Raw genomic sequence first — 20,885 nt, 5'->3', positions numbered from 1 at the left:
ATATATAGCGATATATAGTGACTGCTAGTAACTTGTAGCGACTGATTGTCACTGTTCCGGGCAACAGCGCTCGGTTGATGTTATTCCATTCATTAACCCGGTAAATTTTTCACCGGGTTAATTGTATGGGCTTAATTGTATGCGCTTAATTTTAAGGGCTTAATTTTATGGCTAGGCGACAAGCTAAGCCCAAAGCCACGAGCAACCCCACCGATTACCAACGGTATTTGGCGTTCAATAATACGGAGCGCGATTGACCAAAATAGCAATAGTAATCGCAAGCAGAGACATAGTCTTTGTCCAGAATATTATTGATATTTAATTGCATTTGCCAGTGTTTATTCAGCTCATAGGTGGCGGCCATATCCCACAAGGTGGCACTAGGAACGGTCAGATTGCTGCTAGCCGGATTATCTTTGGAGTCGCCTAAATAGCGCACGCCAGTCCCCAAGGTTAAGCTTTGTTGTTCGGTCAGCGGTAACTGATAACTGGCCCAAACTGAGGCCATGTTTTTAGGAATTAACGCCGCCTGTTTATGGCCTTTTCCGCCACTATTATCGGTACGGGCATCGGTATAGGTATAATTAGCTTTAAGATTTAGCTGTTCAGTCAGTTGTACGGCACTTTCAATTTCAATCCCTGAGGAAGTAATTTCGCCTGTTTGGGTGGCGATTGAGGTTTTCGGATTCGTGACTAAGGCATTCTTTTGGGTAATATCAAACCAGGCAATATTGAAATAACCGTCGATAAAGTGAGGGGTGTATTTTACGCCAAGTTCAATTTGATCGCCTTTCAGCGGCTTATAAATGTGCTGCGTCGCCGGATCAATGGTGCTCATCACTTCGAAAGATTGGGAATAATTGGCGTAAGGCGAGAGCCCGTTATCGGCCAAATACATTACTCCACTATTTAGGCTCACTTCGCCGTCGTTGCGTGAACGATTATTATTTAGCTGGTGGGTTTTATTTTCGGTTTTAACCCAATCATAGCGTAAACCGGCAACGCCAACCCATTGGCTATCAAATTTTAATTGATACTGGGAGTAGAGGCTAGCTTGCGTTTTATCAATGGTGCGATGGATATTTTTGGCCGGATCTAATGGGGTGTATTGGCCATAAATAGGGTGCCATGGATTAATCGGATCAAAGCTGTAGCTATCTTGTTCATCGCCTTTGGTACGGTGGTATTGCAGCTCGACTCCGGCCAATAAGGTATGCTCTAGTCGTTCAGTATCCCATTCACCGACCAGATTATTATCCAAAGAAACACTTTGGTTATTACCCTCGCGGAATACGACCCCTCGATTAAGCTCGGTGGCGGTGATGTCGGCGTTAGGGAAGGCGTAAACACTGCGCAGTGTGAGGTCGTTGTAGCCATAATTTAACCGTTGTGCATAGCGCCACTCGGAATTAAGTTCATGTTCCAGCAAGTACCCTACAGACAGCTGGGTACGTCGATATTTATCGTAGCTGGGCTCCCCCAAGTTCGTGGACGGTTTTATGTTACCCAATGGCGAGTTAATTAGAGTGCCTGCCGCCGGGAAAAACGGATTGGTCGGCGTGCCATTGTCATGCAGATAACTGGCCATCAAGGTCAAATGAGTGGCTTCTGACAGTGGAATTTGTACGCTTGGGGCTAAATATACCCGTTTATTGTCGGTACCGGACAACTCGCCATCGGCTTCCTTGACGACGCCGACTAAACGGTAGCGGATTGGATCGCGACTGTCGGTTTGATCGGCGAAATCAAAACCGAGGGCACGTTGGTTATTATTACCCAATTCAACAAAGACTTCATTTTGTGGGGTGAGACGTGGTTTTTTTTGTACTACATTGACCGCACCGCCGGGAGCGGATTCGCCAAATAAAATCGCCGAAGCGCCTTTTACCACTTCGATGCTTTCGAAGCCGTAAGGTTCTAATAACCAAGTGTAATATCCGTCCCGGAATAATCGGCTGTTATCTAAATAGGTGGCCGCGTCAAAACCGCGCACTTTAAACCAGTCGGTATCATTATCCGCGCCGTAAGGTTGCGAGACGACACCTGAGGTATAACGTAGCGCTTCATCTAATTTTTGCGGGGCATGGGTCTCTAATTGTTGCTGCGAAATCACTGAGACCGACCGAGGCGTTTCCTGCAGATCTGTATTGACCTTAAGCGCTTGGGCGCTGACCACAATCGCCTCAGGATCTTTGTCTGACGGACTGGATCCGGCCAAGACGACAGGCGAGAATAAACCGAGATATACCGCTGAATTTAAACATAAAAGTTTGCGCAAGGTGAAATGTGTGATCTTTTCCACTGAAAATCCCATCAATCTAAATGATAACCAGAATCACTATTATTACTAATTGGGAGGGGTTGATGAACTAAAAATTGAAGCGGGGCGCTATTTAAAGGCGTATTTTTAAGCGGCTATTGGATTATGTTTATCACCAAAATTAAAATTTTTTTGTTATTTTAAAATCACTTAGATTAAATAGCGTTCTCTTTTTGACTTAAATCGCAGGGTGAATTAAGCACAGAATAATTTGTTAGCAATTGTTTCAGCGCAAGTAAACTTCGCTATTGGGGAGGATTACCGAGTTTTATTTCGCCGAAGCCAGAGCTCTCCTTGGCGCGAACGGGAATGCCAAGGAGAACTTAAGGGAAGCGAACCCACCGCCAACAAGCAACTAAGGCGCGCCAAGGCTAACGATTAATCATACAGGCGATATTTTTGGCGTATTTTAAGATAGTTATCGATACCTGGCTGCCAGCTATTTTCAATTAACTCAATGGTTTGTTGCTCTGATAATCCGCGTTGTGTGGCGGTTTCCAGTAACGGAATTAATTGGTCATTACCAAGCACTTTGGCCAGCCAAGAGGGGCGGATCACAAAATAGTTATTTTGATAGTCCAAATAATTAGCTTCATTAGATTTATCAATCACTAACGGATAGCCAAGGCGGTGAAATTTAAACCACCAGTTGACAAAATAGCCAATAGTGGGCGCTAAGTTTTGCTTCGATTGCGCGGTTATTCTTTCACCGTAAACCCTCTTTCCCGCTTGTGGCCAGCCATAATTAGCTTGATTTGGCTCTACGGTATAGCGGGTATTAGTAAAAAATTGTGGATCGGAAAAGGCCAATTGTTCAAAGGGATGGTCGGAGCCACGCCCCATATTTACGCTGGTGGCTTCAAATAATACTAATGAAGGATAAAGTGCAATTGATAGATCGCTGCGTAAGTTCGGTGACGGTCTTTTGGGCAGTGGGTAATGGCTATTGCGTGAATAATTAGCCATTTTAATCACTTGCAGATTGTGCGCTGGGAATTGGTATTCTGGCTTACCGAAAGCGGCCCAATGAGTATCTTGATAATGGGTTAACCAGCCTTCATTGACCATCATTAAGGCAAATTCGCCGGAGGTTAATCCGTGCACGAGGGGGATGGGGTGCATCCCAATGCCGGAAATAAACGCTTCTTCTAATACGGGCCCATAAACGTTATCGCCGAGGGGGTTGGGGCGGTCGAAGACCATCAATTGTTTATTATGCTGTTGTAGGCTTTCTAGCAAATGATGCATTGATAGGGTGTAAGTGAACGATCTTACGCCGACATCTTGTAAATCATAAATAACGATATCAACATCTTGCAGTTGTTCTGCGCTGGGGTGAGCGCGTGAGCGTCCGTTTTCATCTCGTCCGTACAGTGAAATAATCGGTAATCCGCTTTGTGCATCTCGATGGTCGTTATCCCCAAAGCCGGCATCTTCATTACCGCGAATACCATGTTCAACCGAGAACAGTTGGGTAATTTTGAATTGGTATTTATCTTGCAGCGCTAATAGTTTATCCAGTGTGTGCGTTCCGTCGCTGGCGACCGAACTTTGATTCACCATTAATGCCACTTTTTTGTTTTTTAGTAATGATCCATAAATAGCGTCTCGATCGACGCCTAATTGTAACTGTTCTGCCGGCAATGGGGCGGCCAGAGTGGTTGGGCTTAAACCGAGTAAAGTTAAAAATACCATGATGATCTTTGTCATGTCATGCTCTCTTTGTTTAGGATAGGCGTTATGGTTGTCACGCCTATCGAATATTCTGCGAGAATTCAGTTAAATGGCTGCAATAATATCGGCTGGATTATTATCAATCCACCTAAGCCAAGCTAAGCAGATAAGCCAAGCCGGGTAAGCCAAGCCAGTTTTAAATCCGCCAGATTAAAAGGTGTGGCGTAATTCCAGTGCCCAAAACCAGAAATTATTCTTTTCTTGGCTCCCTTGGGTCCAAGTGACTTCCGGACGGTAGTAAACATCCCAGAAAACCGAGGTATTTTGACTGATAGGATACAGTAATTGGAGCCCATAACGACTGCGGTCTTTTTGTTTATATAAAGATTGGTGATTGTCAGAATCGCGAAAACTTTGTTGGCCTTTGGTCAGCGCATAGCGGGTATATGGCATCATGGTTAATCCATTATCAAAGCGATAGCGATAAAGTGCCCATAAGAAATGCTCTTTATTATGCAGCGTATTAACCAGATTTTCGTCAATATACAAATAATTTACCCACAGGGAACTTTTACTATTAAAGGTATAGGTGGCGCCAATAAAATGTTCGTTAATCGAACTCCAATCGCGTTTATATACCCCATATTCCCCTTTAGCTCGGGCATAATCTAATTTGCGATCAATAAAGCGGAACGATAAGCTGGCATTTAAATTAATATTATCTGAGTATTTATAATTAAATTGAGGTCGTATCCATATTTCATGTCGTTCTTCCCCTTTTCTAATATCGCCTTTATAGGCGGGATCAGAGAGCGCCGGGTTATTAATCGACGGATAATGCCAATTATCATTACGGTAACCTAAACGGAGTTTAAAATTCCCCGGTTGGTTATGGTAGTTAAATGGAAAGGTGCGGGTCGCGCCTAATTGCCAGCGGGTTCGGTTATATTCAGAATTGTTATCTAAATAAGTTTTTAGAAATTGAACATCATACATCCATAGTGATTCATCTTGATAAATAAATGCGCCAATATAGGGGGAGGTCGCCATGCTGCCTTTTAAAAATGTCCAGTTATCATCACTGTCAATTTCTTGCTCTGTGCCTACATACGCCTCTACATGCCATTTTTTCTCTTTAGGTATGGCTTCTAACTGGGCTTTCTTTTGTTCAAGTTGTTGGATTTTTTGATTGAGTCGATTAATTTCTTGTTGGTAATCGGTACTAAATTCATCCTCTAATTCTTCTGCACTCGCTGAACTTAGGCAACTCAAAGACAACGCAACTATCCCTGCCAATAAATAATGTTTATTTCGCATCATAGATACTCGGTGAGTTTATTAACTGCCGTTTTAATAACGGCAGTTAATAAATAGAGTTAAAAGTAGACGTTAAAATAGAAATTAAAATAAAATTTAATAAATAAAGTTAAAATTAAACGCTAATAAATAGAATTGATTATTCGCATTAATAATTAGCACTTAATAATTAGTAATTGATAATTAATAAGACAGTCCATGACCAAACGGATAAAGTATTTGTTGATTATCCGGCGTTTTTATATCGACAGGTAATTTCCCGCGCGGGGAATTAATCACTCCAGAGACAGGTGTAGAAAATAAGCTGTTTAATCCTCGGTTAATATTCGTTTCTAGGCTATTTCTGACATTATTCGTGACATCAAAACCGGTAATACCATAAATCGCAATATTGGCTTTCACATTTTTTAAGTACGCAATATCGTAAGGATTTCGGCTCGAAATAACCACCAACGGGATGGCTTTCTGATTAGCGACATCAATGATTTTCTGGGCATTGTTAGGCTGTTCAGTCAGATTATAGGTGACTAAGATAATAAAATCTTGCCCTTCAATGGCCTGCTCTATTTGTGATCCAGTGAGGTCGTCATTCATCATTTTAACCACCTGATCGCGGCTATTAATTGTCACCTGATGATCGGCGGCGATGTTATTTAATTGCTGTTTAATCAGTTCATTTCTTGGTTGTTCGTCAGAAAAAATAACGAAGTTATTATTTTTAGCTAAGGTGTAGGGTAAAATGTGCTGATTTTCAATTAATGTTATCGCGTGATCGGATACGGTATTTTCCAGATCTTTATTCTCTTTAGAGGCCACAATATGGCTGGCAATTTGAACATCTTTAGCCTCAGCAGAAATTCGATAAGCTAATTTTTTTTGTACAATTCGTTCAGCAGATTGATTAATTCGCTGATTTAACTCCCTGTTATTGGCGGCTTGATGTTTTAAATAGGCATATAAATCATCTAATTTAGCCGTGCTTTGGGGGTTGGATATTTCTAATGGCATTAAAATAATATCATTGCCGGCTAATATCGCTTGTTCAATCGCCCAATGGCTAGAAAAGTTCTTACTAATCGCGCCCATATCCATAGCGTCAGTAATAATCAACCCATCATAGTGTAGTTCGTCACGCAGAATATCGGTCAAAATAGGTTTGGATAAGGTGGCGGGAACCCCTATTTCTTCACCGGTGAGTGAGGTGATTTTTTGCTGGTCTAAGGCGGGAACCACTACATGCGCCGTCATAATCGCATCGGTCGCCTTCATGGTATTTATAAACGGTTTTAATTCAATATTACGCCAAGTGGCTTGATCAATATTAATGGTCGGGAGCGCAAAATGGGTATCTGAAGAGACATTGCCATGACCGGGAAAATGTTTTACCGCGCTCATTACCTGATATTGGTGGATCCCCTGAATATAGCTATTGGCTAATTGCTGCACCAACTCTGGGCGATCTGAATAAGAACGCACGCCAATTACTGGATTATTTTGGTTATTATTTACATCAACCACCGGGCCAAAATTAAAGTTAAAGCCTAAGTTTGATAATTCTTTGCCGTGAATGCGACCGGTTAATTCAGCCAATTCCGTGGAGCGTGTCGCGCCCAGTGCCATATTCCCTGGCATTTCAGTGCCTTCACGTAAACGGGTTACATAGCCGCCTTCTTGGTCGGTACTAATAAATAATGGCAAGTTGCTTCGAGCTTGTTGAAAGGCATTAATTAATTTCACGGTTTGCGGAGTATTAATTAAATTTTCACGAAATAAAATCACCGAGCCTAAATGATATTGATGAATAATCGCCGCAATCTCAGGATTAAATTCAGTCAGAGGGGTTTTGTTTGGTTGGTCAGCGGCTTGCCAATAACGAAAATCCAGCATCAATATTTGACCTAATTTTTCTTCCAAGGTCATTTGTTCAACCAGTTGTTTTGCCGAACTTTCTGGTTGCTGCCAATAGTGGGCTAATTGTGCGTTAGGGATAATATCTGCGTGACTCAAGCTGCTAAAAATCATCAGAGCGCATAATGTTTTTTTCATGGGGGTGATTTCCTTTGAACCTATAAGGTTGCCGTGAGCACTTAATTTTCACAGGATAATAAGTAATAGCGCCTATATTATATGTGATGAAAATCGCATTAAAACGATTCTAATTAATCCTATGACAGGAATATTTAGCCTAAAAATTTAGCCATTAAATAGATAAGCTGATGTTTAACCAAATAATATTTACAGGAATATTTAATCTGTGTTAATGAATAATTAGAATAAATAGTCTGAATAAATAATCATAATAAATATTATTAGATTAGTTAAAATATGATCTAATAGTTATTCTCAAGAATAGAGAATAGAGAATAGAGAATAGAGAATAGAGAATAGAGAATAGATAATAGATAATAATAATTAAAAGTAACGCATAAATAGAGTGAAAAGCCTAATAGTCAATCAGCTTAAAATATTATTATCCGAATAACTTAATTAATCGTTAATTCTATTTAAGCGGATATTTAGTGGTATATATCTGTCAGGTATCGGTTAAACCGCGACTGTCATTTACATTGTGTATTTGCCTTTCATTAAATGTGTTCATCTAGGCGCTCACCGAACTCAATAATAAAACGGCTCATTGCCTGTTTCCAGTTTTGACTGGGCATGCGCCATTTTTTAGAGGCTGATTCAATCGCCAAGTAAGTGACTTGATGAACAGAATCATCAGTCGGGAACACCTTACGTTTCTTAATGGCATGACGAATAACACTATTTAGCGATTCGATAGCATTAGTTGTGTAAATCGCTTTGCGAATATCATCAGGATACGCGAAGAATGTATTCAAGTTTTCCCAATGCGTGTACCAGTAAGGGGCAACTAAAATTGGAGATTGTTTTAGGCAGTTTTTTGTAATTTATGCTCATATTACACTGGCGATATATTTCCCAATCTTAAATGTTTTCTTTTTTGATTATAGAACAGTACTGATAGATTGACTAACCAAGGTCAAAAGTTCATTGAGAGCCATCTTCAGCGTTTCCATATTACGGATACTAACTCGCTACTTACACTTGAAAATGGCGAAAAAGTCATTCCACCATATAAAACATATTAACTAAGAATCTATCTCAATAGGGCTTTATTCGAGACTGTCCAGATTTTTGTGTAAGTGCTTTTTTTAGATTATCTTATTGATTAAACTAAAGAAGGTACTTTAAGTCAAAACATCCCAAGATCTTCGTCTGTTATGCCAAGCTCCGCAGCCAGTCTGTTTAGCAAAAGGTTAACTCAGCCGTTATTGATGCTTCCTTCTGCTTCAAGCTCTTTGAAGATACAGGTGTGAAAGTAAAAGTCTTTACAATAGGTAAAGTGTAATGTATTGTTGCGTAATGTAATCAATTGTCGCGTAGATTATCTACCACCTATTACATATTACATATTACATATTAAAGATTGATTGAGCTGATCGGCTAGAGGACAAAAATATATGGCAATTTCCGTAAGATTAGATGAAGACTTCGTGTCTAACGCTAAGGTTCATGCGGAGGCAAAAAGCAGATCTGTTCCTAAACAAATTGAACATTGGGCTAAAATTGGGCGTATAGCCGAGGATAACCCTGATCTGCCATACAGCTTTATCGAAGAACTTTTATTAGCGCAAGCAGAGGTCGGGAACAATAAGGTTACTCGATATGTCCGAACCACAAAACGAGATTGACGTTTATCAATCAGCTAGATTTGAAAAGGCAATGAAAAAGCTGTCTAGTTTTAATGTAAAAGTAGTTGAAAATGAAATTGATCGGATTATCGAAAACCCATTAATCGGTGAGTTAAAGAAAGGTGATTTAGCTCACATGAGAGTACACAAGTTTAGACTAAATGAGTTAATAGTTTTGTTAGGTTATTCATGGGGTTCAGATAAACTTGAGTTGTATCTTCTTCATATAGGTTCTCATGATAACTTCTATGAAGCACAAAAGAGACAACGAAAAGCCGATTTGAAGATGATTAGATTGTAAGGGGCAACTAAAATAATCTCCAATTTTAGTTGACCCTTACCGTCGAGCCGAAACAAATGATCTGCTTTAATAAAACAGTCCTGCCTGCACTGAGCTTAAAAATCACGGAGTCCACGAACTTCTCATTGTTTGCATCGATGGTCTAAAAGGCTTTCCCGATGCGATAAACAGCGTTTATTCATAAATGCTGTTTTGCCTATCCCGATGATATTTGCAAAGCCACTGATACAACCAATGTTATCGCATCGGTCGCTAAAAAATGGCGCATGCCCAGTCAATATTAGAAACAGGCAATCAGCCGGTTTATTATTGAATTTGATGACCGCCTAAACGGTCATCTTTAATGAAAAGCAAATACACCGAATTATTTATAGGGTTTTGATTTAAGATGAAAACCAGTGCAATGATGCCCGATAATTAACGACTTCGCCGACAATAATTAGCGCAGGGCTATGGCATTGCTGGGCTAAGTGCGCCAGATGTTGTAGCTCACCGGTGACTACTTTTTGGTTGGGCAAGGTGCCATTTTCAATAATCGCCACCGGGGTCGTCGGCGCCATGTTTTGGGCTAATAGCGAGGCTTCAATCAGCGGCGCTTTGGTTAATCCCATATAAAAAACTAAAGTTTGATTTTTAACCGCCAAGCAGCGCCATTCAGGCAGAGTAATATCTTTGCCGTGGCCGGTAATAAAGCGCACGCTTTGCGCGTGGTCGCGGTGAGTCAAGGGGATCCCGGCATAAGTCGAACACCCTGAGGCCGCAGTAATACCGGGCACCACTGAAAAATTAATTTGATGTTGCACCAGCAATGCTAGTTCTTCCGCTCCGCGGCCAAAAATAAAGGGATCGCCCCCTTTTAGGCGCACGACGCGCTTTCCTTGCTGTGCGTGCTGTAACAGTAATTGATTGATTTGCGTTTGGGGCACACAGTGGTCGCCGGCACGTTTGCCGACAAAAATACGCTCTGCATCTCGGCGTACTAATTGCATCACAGGCTCAGAAACCAGTCGGTCATAAATAACCACATCGGCTTGTTGGATATGTTGTAAGCCTTTTAATGTTAGCAAGCCGGGATCGCCCGGGCCTGCGCCGACCAATACTACGCTGCCTTGAGGCGTGGTGGTTGACGGTTGCGCGTCAAAGAGCTGATTTAGACTGGCTTGAATATGGGGCTGATGTTGGTCCGCCACTGATTGCGCTAAGTTGGGATGAGTAAAAAAACGTTCCCAAAATTGACGCCGTTGGCTCATTCGGCTAAATCGTGCTTTGACGGTATCGCGTAACGAACCGGCTAATTCAGCTAAGCGCCCCAAATGCTGCGGTAGGCTGACTTCAAGCTTTTCGCGTAAGATGCGCGCCAAAACCGGGGCTTTGCCCCCCGAGGAGATAGCTACCATGATAGGTGAACGGTCGATAATCGATGGCATAATAAAACTGGCTTGCTGCGGTGAATCGACGACATTGCAGAAGGTTTGGCGTGCATTTGCTGCTTGATAGACCTGTTGATTGACGGCGTCGTTATTGGTTGCGGCAATCACTAGCCATTGATGGTTGATTAACTCGTCGGTAAACGCGCGCTGGATTAAGCGGATTTTTTGCGCCTGTTGCCAGCTTAAGAACTGCGGTGTAAATGACAACGCCACCACGGTGAGCTGTGCGCCAGCATCGATTAATAAGCGCGCTTTGCGTTCTGCGATTTCACCCCCGCCGACCACAAGGCAAGGTTTTTGAGCTAATTGGCAAAAAATTGGGAAATAATCCATAGAGATACGCCTCACATCACGCCTGATTTATCGAGCACAGTTTTTGATCATGGCTTTGAATATAGTTTTGAATATAGTTTTGATCATGGTTTTGAATATAGTTTTGAATATAACTTCGAGCATAGCTTCGAGCATAGTTTGGATCATGGCTGGGAGCATAGCTGGGAGCATGGCTGGGAGCATAGTTTGGATCACAGCCATCGAACCGATTTTATAAATCGCAAATTACCGCCCATAGCCCATAGCCCATAGCCCATAGCCCATTACCCATTACCCATTACCCATTACCCATTACTCATTACTCATTACTCATTACTCATCACCTGAGCAGTTACGATCATTAGCCGCAATCGCCACATGGATTATTCCAGACTCGACCTTGACGGAGTAACTAGCGATTGAATATTCAGCATCCTCTAAACAATAGCCGTCAGATAAGCGAAAATGCTGTTTTTTCAATGGGCTAACAATCCATAATTGTTGATTATGTTCAGCAATCAAACCGCGAGACAGTACACTGGCTTGGGCAAAAGGGTCGATATTGCTTAAAGCAAATATTTGCTGATCGGCATACGGGCGAAATAGCGCCACTTGTGCTTCACCGACTAAGGCGCAAACCCCGGTGCCGGGAATAATGTCAGCAACATGACAAACCGCTAACCATGAGCTCATGCGTTTTTCTCCGTAATTGACTGAACCGCGATCCGCTCTTCTGGGCGGGCAGGACGAAATTGCGTGCGTTCTGGCACCCTTTGCACATTGGCATCCGGCAGTGGGCTATTGATAAAATGTTGAAAACGTGGGCGACCGGCGGTGTCATTAACCGCTAATTGCCATTCGCAGGCAAATTTCTCGCGTAGGCGGGATAATTCGCTTTCAAGTTGCTGATTTAATCCTAATTTGTCGTCGATGATCACTTGTTTGAGATAATCGATACCGCCCTCTAAGCTCTCTAACCAAACCGAAGTGCGTTGTAATTTATCGGCGGTACGCAGATAAAACATCATGAAACGGTCGATATATTGGATAAGTGTGACTTTATCCAGTGAGGCCGCCAGTAAATCGGCATGGCGGGGCTTCATGCCTCCGTTACCGCAAACATACAGGTTCCAGCCCATATCGGTGGCGATAATCCCGACATCTTTCCCTTGTGCCTCAGCACATTCGCGGGTACAGCCGGAAACCCCAAACTTCATTTTATGCGGGGTACGGATCCCTTTGTAACGGTGTTCTAACTCTACGCCCAGCGCGGTGCTGTCGCCCACGCCGAAACGACACCATGTGCTGCCAACACAGGTTTTTGCCATGCGCAGTGCTTTGGCATAAGCGTGACCGGTTTCGAAACCCGCATCGATTAATTGTTGCCATATCGCCGGTAAATCTTGTTTTTGCGCCCCAAACATGGCGATACGCTGGGAACCCGTGATTTTGGTATATAACTGGTACTTTTCAGCGATAGCTCCGATAGTGATTAATTCTTGTGGCGTGATTTCCCCGCCGGCAGAGCGCGGAATAATTGAATATGTGCCGTCTTTTTGCATATTAGCCAAGAAGTTATCGTTGGTATCTTGCAAGCTAACCAGTTCGTCGCGCAGAATAAAATCGTTCCAGCAAGAAGCTAATAATGAGCCAATTGTCGGTTTGCAGACTTCACAGCCGTAGCCTTGTCCGTATTTTTCTAACAGTTGCTCAAAGGTAGTGATGTGTTCTACACGGATCAGGTGATACAGTTCTTGGCGAGAATAGGCAAAATGCTCGCATAAATGATGATTGACTTCGATGCCTTGGCTGGCAAGTTCGGCATTCAGTACTTGAGTGATCAATGGGATACAGCCGCCACAACCGGTACCGGCTTTGGTCGCTGCTTTGATCGCCCCGACAGTATGGCAGCCATTTTGTACCGCTTGAATGATGTCGCCTTTGGTAACATCAAAACAGGAGCAAATTTGAGCGCTATCGGGTAATGCGCCTACGCCAATCGCTGGCTTACTGCCCGCGTGCGAGGGTAAAATCAGCGAATCAGGATGTTCAGGCAGTTCAATGCGATTAAGGGCGATTTGTAATAAATTGCCGTAGTCTTCGGTATCGCCGACTAATACCGCACCGAGCAAATATTTATTGTCTTCACTGACGATCAGGCGTTTATAAATTTCTTTATTTTCATCAAGATAAATATAGCTCCGGCTGCCAGGCTGGCGACCTTGAGCATCGCCTATTCCGCCGACATCTACCCCGAGTAATTTTAATTTAGCGCTCATATCGGCGCCTGAAAATTGATTTTGGTGCTCGAGCAGGTGGTCAACCGCGACTTGGGCCATTTTATAGCCGGGCGCCACTAAGCCGTAAGTTTTTCCGCGCCATGAGGCGCATTCACCAATCGCATAAATATCGGGATCGGAGGTTTGACACTGGTCATTGATGACGATCCCCCCGCGTTCAGCCACGGCCAGCGAGCATTGGCGCGCGAGTTTATCGTTTGGACGGATACCGGTAGAAAAAACAACAAAATCAACTTCTAAAGAGCAGCCATCGGCAAAAAATAGTGTTTTGCGGGCGGCAGTCCCGGTTTGGCTGATTTCTAAGGTGTTTTTAGCGGTATGTACTCGAACCCCCATGCGTTCAATTTTTTGTCGCAGTTGTTCGCCGCCTTGTGGGTCTAATTGTTCCGCCATTAATACGGGCGCGAATTCAATTACATGGGTTTCTATTCCCAAGTTTTTTAATGCGCCAGCGGCCTCTAAGCCGAGCAAGCCTCCGCCGATCACCGCGCCTTTGGTACTGCGCCGCGCACAGGCTTCAATCGCATTTAAATCTTCGATAGTGCGGTAAACAAAACAATCTGGGCCATCGTTGCCTTGGATCGGCGGAACCCATGGATAAGAGCCGGTCGCTATGATTAATTTATCGTAATGCACTGTGCGGCCGGTATTGGTGTGTAGCACTTTTTCTTGGCGATTGATGGTGATCACACGTTCGCCGACCAAGACATTGATAGCGTGCTTTTCATACAGGCCGGGTTTCACTAGCGAGAGTTCTTCGGCGGTATGATGAGAAAAATAAGAGGAAAGATGCACACGGTCGTAGGCGACTCGTGGCTCTTCACAAAATACAGTAATATCAAAAGGTTGGTCTGGTGTTTTGTCGATCAGATCTTCGATAAAGCGATGCCCAACCATCCCATTACCTATGATTGCTAGCTTTATTTTGCTCATCATATGCCTCAGCGTTAATTCATTCTTACGTTAAAAATACGGCGCTGGGATATTTTCTCTTTGATGTATATCAAATGCAGCTTAATCAATTCAGCTATTAGTACTTAATGATTATTCTTTAGCTATCAATTACCTACAAAGTGGTAATTTGTGATCCGCGGATATTCTGTGGCGGTGGATGTGATTCTTTTTGTTCGGTTTTTATCCAGAAGTAGGATAGTTGGCATCGGGTTCGGCGGGGAATATGGCATTAAGCGTGGCAGAGAAAGAATAGCCGCCTAGCTGGGTCTCGCGGCTAATAATAGTTTGATGACAACAGTTTGATGGCAACAGTTTGATGATAATAGTTTGATGACAACAGTTTGATGATAACCGCCGAATGACCAGCGCTTAATGGCAATAATAAATTGTTGTTGGCGATTAATTTTCCTTTCATAAGGGCGTAGACTGATGATTGTACATGACTAAAAGTGGCTAAATACCACCGTAGGTGGGTGGATAATATGGGGTTGCTGGCGGGTTGACGCTGGGCGCGATGAAGGTTTAACGCTATTGAGGTTTTTTAAAACTATGAGTACACAAGACACAAATTCCCATCAACCTTTTGGTGCGTTGTTGGGGTATGCCCCGGGAGGGGTCGCCATCTATTCGTCTGATTATGACACCGTAGATCCGCAGCAGTATCCGGATGATGCCTCATTTCGTAGCTATCTAGGCAATGAATACATGGGGTATAAGTGGCAGTGCGTTGAATTTGCTCGTCGTTTTTTATATCTCAATTATGGCGTGGTATTTACCGATGTGGGGATGGCGTATGAAATTTTTTCGTTACGCTTTCTTCGCCAAGTTATTAATGACGCTATTTTGCCATTACAGGCGTTTGCTAACGGCAGTAAACAGCCGCCGGTTGCGGGGGCCTTGCTGATTTGGCAACAAGGCGGTGAATTTAAACACACCGGTCATGTGGCGGTTATTACCGAGGTCTTTGAGCATAAAGTACGGATAGTCGAACAAAACGTGATCCATCATCGTTTACCCGTCGGGCAGCAATGGACGCGAGAACTGGCACTGTCTCGCAGTGAAGACGGCGATTATTATTTGCACGATACGTTTGATGATACTGAAATTTTAGGCTGGATGATCTCAGGGGAAAATAACCCTTATAGTTTGCCACAACCGATTATTTCGGCTGATCTTCTCGCCATTCATGCGGAGCGCGTCGCTATGCACGAGCAATTTGATCGTGATTGGTTAGATCCGCAAGATCCCCTCGAACATGCCTATATTGAAGCGAATCATGGGCATATCATTACCGCCGACCCTTATCAGTATTTTAGTCTTTCTCACAGTGCAGAGCAGGAATTAATCAGAGCAACCAATGAGCTGCATTTAATGTATCTGCATGCTACCGATAAAGTGCTGAAAGATGATGAATTATTAAAACTGTTTAATATTCCAGAAATTTTATGGCCACGTTTACGTTTATCTTGGCAAAATCGACGTCACCAAATGATCACCGGACGGCTGGATTTCTGTATGGATGAGCGCGGGCTCAAAGTGTATGAATATAATGCAGATTCCGCATCTTGCCATACTGAAACGGCGGTAATTTTGGCGAAATGGGCCAAACAAGCCGGGGTGAAACATGGGGAAGATCCGGGCCAGCATTTATTAGCAGCGCTGTCGGATAGCTGGAAACACAGCGATGCCAAACCTTTTGTGCATTTAATGCAGGATGTTGATAGTGAAGAGGATTATCACGCATTGTTTATGCAACGTACCTTAACTCGTGCCGGGATCGACAGTAAAATTCTGCATGGATTAGACGAGTTGCATTGGAACACCTTGGGTCAATTGGTCGATGGTGATAACCGGGTCGTTAATTGTGTGTGGAAAACCTGGGCATGGGAAACCGCGTTAGATCAACTGCGGGCAGAGAGCGAAGCTGATTATGCGGCGCCGCCTATCCGTACTGGGCATGAAGCGAATCAAGTGCGTTTAATTGATGTGCTGCTGCGTCCCGAAGTCACGGTGTTTGAACCGCTATGGACCTTGATCCCCAGCAATAAAGCCATTTTACCGATACTGTGGTCTCTGTTCCCACACCATCGTTATTTGTTGGATACCGATTTTGAAATCAATGCTGAATTAGCTCAAACCGGCTATGCAATTAAACCGATCGCCGGGCGTTGTGGTAATAATATTGGTTTGGTTAACCATGATGAGCAGATGCTGGATGAAACCCATGGTAAATTTGCCCAGCAAGAAAATATTTATCAGCAATTGTGGTGTTTGCCGCAGGTGGCGGAGCGTTATCTGCAAGTCTGTACTTTTACCGTCGGTGGGCATTATGGTGGCGTCTGTTTACGCTCTGATCCGTCGTTAGTGATCAAAAAAGAAAGCGATATTGAGCCATTACGAATTTTAGACGATGATGATTTTATCCGTGCAGATTAATCGATTAATTCGGTAGTCATTGGTAGATTTATCCGTGTGTATTAATGAGTGTGTATTAACAGCCAGCGCTATTAATTAAGTTGTATTCACTAAGCGATATTAACCAAGCGATATTAACCAAGCGATATTAACCAAGCGATATTAACTAAGCGATATTAACCAAGCGATATTAACCATAAGGAAAGCATAATGAGTTCACACAATGCGGTTACCGTAGTGGCTTATATTACGGTCAATGATAAAAGTGACCTTGAAATGATTGAGTCTACGTTAAAAACTACGGTGCAAGCGGTGAAGCAAGAGCCGGGTTGCGAAATGTATGCGCTGCATAGAAATAATGATCATCCACTGCAATTTATCATGATTGAAAAGTGGAGTTCGCCGCAAATGCTGGAGCAGCATAGTCAAGCGGCCGCGCTACAGAATTTAGGCCGGGTATTGGCCGGTAAAGCGCAGCTTGAAGTAAAAACTATGCAATTAATCGCATAATAGTGATTTAATCGTTATATGATAGCCGGATAATCGCTATCAAATAAATCAGGGGCACATTATGTGCCCCTGATTATTCATAACAGCTAATGAGTTATCACTAATCAGCTTTCAGTTAGTTATCTTACAATAATTCCTAATAAAATCCCGATGGCACCAAAGTCCGCATCACTAAATGTGGTATTGGCAATGCCGATGTTACCCAGTACCGGTAATAAGAACACGGGTAAGAAGGTGATTAATAGGCCTTGAGCAAATGCGCCTAAAATCGCCCCGCGACGTCCACCGGTGGCATTACCAAATACCCCAGCCGCTGCACCCACAAAGAAGTGTGGAACTACGCCCGGAATGATAATAGTCATGTTTAAGGCATATAAAATGAACATGCCGATAACCCCTGCCGCAAAGCTGCTGAGGAAGCCAACCAGTACTGCATTCGGGGCGTAAGGGAAGACCACTGGGCAGTCCAGTGCCGGTTTGGCGTTCGGCACCAGTTTATCGGAGATACCTTTAAATGCGGGAACGATTTCAGCAATCACCATGCGCACACCTTGCAGGATGATATAGACCCCAGCCGCGAAGGTGATGGATTGCATTAGAGAGAACATGAACCAGCTTTTTCCGCCGCTGACTTCACGCACATAATCGCCGCCAGCGAATAGGCAGGTGATCACAAAGATAATCGCCATGGTGAACGAGATAGCCACAGGGGTATCACGTAGGAATAATAGGCTTTTAGGCACATTCATTTCTTCGGTTGAATGGGCTTTATTACCAAATTTGCTTCCGATAAAGCCGGCTAAAACGTAAGAAATTGTCGAGAAGTGACCGATAGCCACATCGTCTGAACCGGTGACTTTTTTCATATAAGGGTGGGCAATCGCTGGGAAGAAGACCATGCAGAAGCCGACAACTAATGAGCCAATCACCACTAACATAGTGCCTTCAACGCCGGCTGTCGCTAAGATCACCGCCACCATCATTGACATGAATAATGTATGATGACCGGTTAAGAAAATGAATTTCCATGGCGTCAAGCGGGCAATCAGAATATTGATCACCATGGCAAAGAACATGATCATCGCCATTTCTTTACCGAAGCTTTTTTGAGCAATAGAAACAATCGCTTCGTTATTGGGGACTACACCGTGGATGCCAAAAGCATGCTGGAAGATAGCCGAGAAATCCCCCAGCGAACTGACTACCAGCCCGGCGCCGGCGCCTAAAATCACAAAACCCATGATGGTTTTGACCGTACCTTTAATGCACTCGGTAACCGGCTTTTTCTGGGCAATTAAGCCGATAAGGGCAATGAAACCGACTAAAATAGCCGGTTCGGATAACACATCTTGCATCAGGAAACGAAAGAATTCCATATTGCCTCCTACAGTGCGCCAAGCTCAACTAAGGCGACGGAAAGGCGTTCTTTCATCGCAGCTTTATCAATCATATTGTTAAGCGCTACAATTTTACCGCCGACCGCTTGCGCCACTAATTGCTCTGCAATATCGTTAGTGCCGACAAAGATATCGCTCTGCGTCCCTTTTGCTGAGCCTAAATCCACATGATCAACCTCGGCAGTGACGCCCAGATCTTTTAGAATGGTTTTGATGCTCATTTCCATCATTAAACTTGTTCCTAAACCATTTCCACATACGACGGTGATTTTCATAATATTATCCTTGTCTTTCATTTATTAGGTTAAAAATAGCGGCTAGATCTAGCGGCTAAATAATCGCTGGTGGTTGTACTTTGTCGTTGCGTCGCTTACCGCGCGCCAAGACAGTGTTAATCTTTAGTGTCAATATTTAGAGTCAATATTCAGTGTCAATATTCAGTGTCAATATTCAGTGTCAATATTGATTAATACGGTGCAACTAGAGTCGCCGCCGTTAGTATTTACTGATCACCGCTAAAACATCATCGACAGTCGCGGCATTGATTAATTGGTCGATATCTTCTTGGTTATCAAATAATTCCGCTAACTGAGAGATAGCTCCCACATGGCTATCGCTATCGGTAGCGGCCAGCACAAATAACAGTTTGATGGGGTCGTTCTCATCGGCATCAAAATTAACCCCGTGTTGGATCACTGTCAGGCCGAGTGACAGCTTGTTAACCCCATTTTCAGGGCGTGCATGCGGCATCGCGATACCGGGACCTAACACATAATAAGGACCAATCGCTTCATGGGACTGAATAATCGCCTCTACATATTGTGGCTGAACTGAGCCATTATTAATTAATGGCTGGCAGGATTGAGTCACCGCATCTCGCCAGTTTGTCGCGCTGGGTAGAACTTGGATGACGTCGGCTGTTAGGAGTGTCTTTAGCATCTTCTTTTCCCGCAGTGATTCGGTGATTAGGTTAAATGATGATTTCCCATGATAGTAATCAGGAATGGTAGCGCTATCTAGAGTGATTTATTGAAATTGTGATAGCGCTATCATTCTGCGCTAATTTATTTGCTGGTTATCGATAAACCCGACACAGTGTCAGCTCTCTCTGCAAGGGTAAATACGCTATAATCCGCTTAATGGCTCACGATACGATGAAATGATTATTTTATGGAAAAAGTAAGAAAACGGCGCAATACAGGCAGGGTAACGTTACAAGACGTGGCTAAACATGCGGGAGTAGGCTCCATGACCGTCTCGCGGGCGTTGCGTACCCCGGAGTTAGTCTCAGATAAATTAAGGCAAAAGATAGAACAAGCGGTGGAAGAATTAGGCTATGTACCTAATTTGGCTGCGGGAATGTTGGCGTCAGGGGTCAGTCGCAATGTGGCGGTGCTGGTGCCTTCGTTAACCGATCATTCGAGCGCCACCTTTTTACAAGCGTTGCAGGAAATCCTTAACCAAAATAATTATCAGGTATTAATTGGCTGCCATGAATATAATCAACACAAAGAATTGGAAGTCTTAAATACGTTATTACACGCCAATCCGGCGGCGTTAGTGATCTTTGGTAATTTGGTGTCAGAAAAATCAACGGCGGAACTATTAAATACCCATATTCCGATTATTAGTATTGCCGGTTATTACCATCAGCCATCGCTAAATATCGATAGCAATATCGAAGATGGCGCTTATTTTTTAGCGAAATATATGCTGGATAAAGGCTATAAAAATATTGGTTATATTGGCGCGCAAATGGATAATAAATTGCAAAATCAGCAATTAAGTGGCTGGGCGAAAGCCATGCTGCATCATTATCATAGCGCCGAGCAGAGCATTACTACGCCGTATGCGGCCAGTATGCAATTTGGTCGGCAAGCGATTACTGAAATGTTAACCCGTCAGCCTGAATTAGATGGCGTAATTTGTAGCCATGAAGTGATTGCGTTGGGGATTATGTTTGAATGCCAACGGCGATTATTAAAAATTCCGGCCAGTTTAGCGGTGGCTTGTCTTGAGGGGACCGAGAATTGTGATCACATTCAGCCGACATTAACCTCGATCCGTATTGATTATCGTAAAATAGGGCGGGAAGCCGGTAAAAAATTGACCAAATGGTTAAGTCAGCCGGTAAATGAAGAGGGTCCGACTTTGCGAGAAGAGATTATTTTCCCTTATCGGTTCGAACCCCGGCAAAGTGCCTGAGCCAGCTATTATCATCGGGTTATTAGTGATAATA

General features: G+C 43.4%; 15 protein-coding genes and 2 pseudogenes. 6 read left to right on the top strand and 11 right to left on the bottom strand.

What is annotated here, in order from left to right; genetic code table 11:
• Nucleotides 1-214: 214 nt before the first annotated feature.
• The 5 genes and pseudogenes from MNY66_RS11685 to MNY66_RS11665 all read right to left on the bottom strand — a co-directional run.
• Entirely contained in the window at nucleotides 215-2,302 is a 2,088-nt protein-coding gene (locus tag MNY66_RS11685; protein WP_241500908.1) for a TonB-dependent siderophore receptor, read from the bottom strand.
• Nucleotides 2,303-2,698: 396 nt separating this feature from the next.
• Nucleotides 2,699-4,030 (bottom strand): exo-beta-N-acetylmuramidase NamZ family protein, encoded by a 1,332-nt coding sequence (locus MNY66_RS11680; protein ID WP_420915479.1) that lies wholly within the window; start codon nucleotides 4,028-4,030, stop codon nucleotides 2,699-2,701.
• A gap of 174 nt (nucleotides 4,031-4,204) precedes the next feature.
• Complete coding sequence (locus MNY66_RS11675; RefSeq protein ID WP_338157370.1) at nucleotides 4,205-5,311, bottom strand: hypothetical protein; 1,107 nt, start codon at nucleotides 5,309-5,311, stop codon at nucleotides 4,205-4,207.
• 183 nt (nucleotides 5,312-5,494) lie between these two features.
• Complete coding sequence (locus MNY66_RS11670; RefSeq protein ID WP_241500906.1) at nucleotides 5,495-7,357, bottom strand: glycoside hydrolase family 3 protein; 1,863 nt, start codon at nucleotides 7,355-7,357, stop codon at nucleotides 5,495-5,497.
• A 539-nt stretch (nucleotides 7,358-7,896) separates the two neighbouring features.
• Nucleotides 7,897-8,175 (bottom strand): annotated as a pseudogene (locus MNY66_RS11665) (transposase); the annotation flags it as partial.
• Nucleotides 8,176-8,796: 621 nt separating this feature from the next.
• On the opposite strand from MNY66_RS11665, the gene MNY66_RS11660 reads away from it, so the two are divergent.
• From MNY66_RS11660 to MNY66_RS18070, 3 genes and pseudogenes are all read left to right on the top strand, one after another.
• Entirely contained in the window at nucleotides 8,797-9,027 is a 231-nt protein-coding gene (locus MNY66_RS11660) for a ParD-like family protein (protein ID WP_047255907.1), read from the top strand.
• The gene (locus tag MNY66_RS11655; protein WP_047255908.1) at nucleotides 9,002-9,328 is read left to right on the top strand and encodes a type II toxin-antitoxin system RelE/ParE family toxin; all 327 of its coding nucleotides are present in this window, start codon (nucleotides 9,002-9,004) and stop codon (nucleotides 9,326-9,328) included. Before MNY66_RS11660 ends, MNY66_RS11655 begins: the two co-directional genes overlap by 26 nt.
• Before the next feature lie 88 nt (nucleotides 9,329-9,416).
• Nucleotides 9,417-9,506: pseudogene (locus MNY66_RS18070) on the top strand (transposase); the annotation flags it as partial.
• A gap of 205 nt (nucleotides 9,507-9,711) precedes the next feature.
• On the opposite strand, the gene cysG reads toward MNY66_RS18070, so the two are convergent.
• The 3 genes from cysG to nirB form a co-directional block, all read right to left on the bottom strand.
• A complete protein-coding gene (cysG, locus tag MNY66_RS11645; RefSeq protein ID WP_053907822.1) occupies nucleotides 9,712-11,091 on the bottom strand; it encodes a siroheme synthase CysG in 1,380 nt (459 codons plus the stop codon).
• Between the two features lie 312 nt (nucleotides 11,092-11,403).
• On the bottom strand, nucleotides 11,404-11,763 hold the full coding sequence (gene nirD / locus MNY66_RS11640) for a nitrite reductase small subunit NirD (RefSeq protein WP_241500905.1): 360 nt from the start codon (nucleotides 11,761-11,763) through the stop codon (nucleotides 11,404-11,406).
• Nucleotides 11,760-14,303 carry a nitrite reductase large subunit NirB gene (nirB, locus tag MNY66_RS11635; protein ID WP_241500904.1) on the bottom strand — a complete coding sequence of 848 codons (2,544 nt, stop codon included), beginning with the start codon at nucleotides 14,301-14,303 and terminating at the stop codon, nucleotides 11,760-11,762. The genes nirD and nirB overlap by 4 nt, the downstream gene beginning before the upstream one ends.
• 570 nt (nucleotides 14,304-14,873) lie before the next feature.
• Between nirB and gss the strand changes: the two genes are divergently transcribed.
• A complete protein-coding gene (gene gss, locus MNY66_RS11630; protein ID WP_241500903.1) occupies nucleotides 14,874-16,760 on the top strand; it encodes a bifunctional glutathionylspermidine amidase/synthase in 1,887 nt (628 codons plus the stop codon).
• 189 nt (nucleotides 16,761-16,949) lie between these two features.
• Nucleotides 16,950-17,249 carry a putative quinol monooxygenase gene (locus tag MNY66_RS11625; RefSeq protein ID WP_047255913.1) on the top strand — a complete coding sequence of 100 codons (300 nt, stop codon included), beginning with the start codon at nucleotides 16,950-16,952 and terminating at the stop codon, nucleotides 17,247-17,249.
• Nucleotides 17,250-17,368: 119 nt separating this feature from the next.
• Here the strand turns inward: MNY66_RS11625 and MNY66_RS11620 are convergent, their stop codons facing one another.
• From MNY66_RS11620 to MNY66_RS11610, 3 genes are all read right to left on the bottom strand, one after another.
• Nucleotides 17,369-18,625: a PTS ascorbate transporter subunit IIC gene (locus tag MNY66_RS11620; protein WP_047255914.1), complete on the bottom strand. Its 1,257-nt coding sequence runs from the start codon at nucleotides 18,623-18,625 to the stop codon at nucleotides 17,369-17,371.
• Nucleotides 18,626-18,633: 8 nt separating this feature from the next.
• Nucleotides 18,634-18,921, bottom strand: coding sequence for a PTS sugar transporter subunit IIB (locus MNY66_RS11615; protein WP_047255915.1), 288 nt, complete (start codon nucleotides 18,919-18,921; stop codon nucleotides 18,634-18,636).
• A gap of 220 nt (nucleotides 18,922-19,141) precedes the next feature.
• Nucleotides 19,142-19,585, bottom strand: coding sequence for a PTS sugar transporter subunit IIA (locus tag MNY66_RS11610; RefSeq protein ID WP_047255916.1), 444 nt, complete (start codon nucleotides 19,583-19,585; stop codon nucleotides 19,142-19,144).
• A 231-nt stretch (nucleotides 19,586-19,816) separates the two neighbouring features.
• Here MNY66_RS11610 and MNY66_RS11605 point away from each other — a divergent pair, with 231 nt between their 5' ends.
• Nucleotides 19,817-20,851, top strand: a complete 1,035-nt coding sequence (locus MNY66_RS11605; protein WP_241500902.1) for a LacI family DNA-binding transcriptional regulator — start codon at nucleotides 19,817-19,819, stop codon at nucleotides 20,849-20,851.
• Nucleotides 20,852-20,885: the final 34 nt, after the last annotated feature.

Origin of the sequence: Moellerella wisconsensis (assembly GCF_022592395.1) — a bacterium.
Classification (GTDB): Bacteria; Pseudomonadota; Gammaproteobacteria; order Enterobacterales; family Enterobacteriaceae; genus Moellerella; species Moellerella wisconsensis.
The sequence above is the reverse complement of the archived record's forward strand: the minus strand, read 5'-3'. Positions and strand labels throughout refer to the sequence as shown.

What these genes read in the sequence shown, in the direction of transcription:
- cysG (WP_053907822.1), bottom strand. Translation starts at nt 11,091, where the DNA reads ATGGATTATTTCCCAATTTTTTGCCAATTAGCTCAAAAACCTTGCCTT.
- MNY66_RS11655 (WP_047255908.1), top strand. Translation starts at nt 9,002, where the DNA reads ATGTCCGAACCACAAAACGAGATTGACGTTTATCAATCAGCTAGATTT.
- MNY66_RS11660 (WP_047255907.1), top strand. Translation starts at nt 8,797, where the DNA reads ATGGCAATTTCCGTAAGATTAGATGAAGACTTCGTGTCTAACGCTAAG.
- nirD (WP_241500905.1), bottom strand. Translation starts at nt 11,763, where the DNA reads ATGAGCTCATGGTTAGCGGTTTGTCATGTTGCTGACATTATTCCCGGC.
- MNY66_RS11625 (WP_047255913.1), top strand. Translation starts at nt 16,950, where the DNA reads ATGAGTTCACACAATGCGGTTACCGTAGTGGCTTATATTACGGTCAAT.
- MNY66_RS11670 (WP_241500906.1), bottom strand. Translation starts at nt 7,357, where the DNA reads ATGAAAAAAACATTATGCGCTCTGATGATTTTTAGCAGCTTGAGTCAC.
- gss (WP_241500903.1), top strand. Translation starts at nt 14,874, where the DNA reads ATGAGTACACAAGACACAAATTCCCATCAACCTTTTGGTGCGTTGTTG.
- nirB (WP_241500904.1), bottom strand. Translation starts at nt 14,303, where the DNA reads ATGAGCAAAATAAAGCTAGCAATCATAGGTAATGGGATGGTTGGGCAT.
- MNY66_RS11620 (WP_047255914.1), bottom strand. Translation starts at nt 18,625, where the DNA reads ATGGAATTCTTTCGTTTCCTGATGCAAGATGTGTTATCCGAACCGGCT.
- MNY66_RS11675 (WP_338157370.1), bottom strand. Translation starts at nt 5,311, where the DNA reads ATGCGAAATAAACATTATTTATTGGCAGGGATAGTTGCGTTGTCTTTG.
- MNY66_RS11610 (WP_047255916.1), bottom strand. Translation starts at nt 19,585, where the DNA reads ATGCTAAAGACACTCCTAACAGCCGACGTCATCCAAGTTCTACCCAGC.
- MNY66_RS11680 (WP_420915479.1), bottom strand. Translation starts at nt 4,030, where the DNA reads ATGACAAAGATCATCATGGTATTTTTAACTTTACTCGGTTTAAGCCCA.
- MNY66_RS11615 (WP_047255915.1), bottom strand. Translation starts at nt 18,921, where the DNA reads ATGAAAATCACCGTCGTATGTGGAAATGGTTTAGGAACAAGTTTAATG.
- MNY66_RS11605 (WP_241500902.1), top strand. Translation starts at nt 19,817, where the DNA reads ATGGAAAAAGTAAGAAAACGGCGCAATACAGGCAGGGTAACGTTACAA.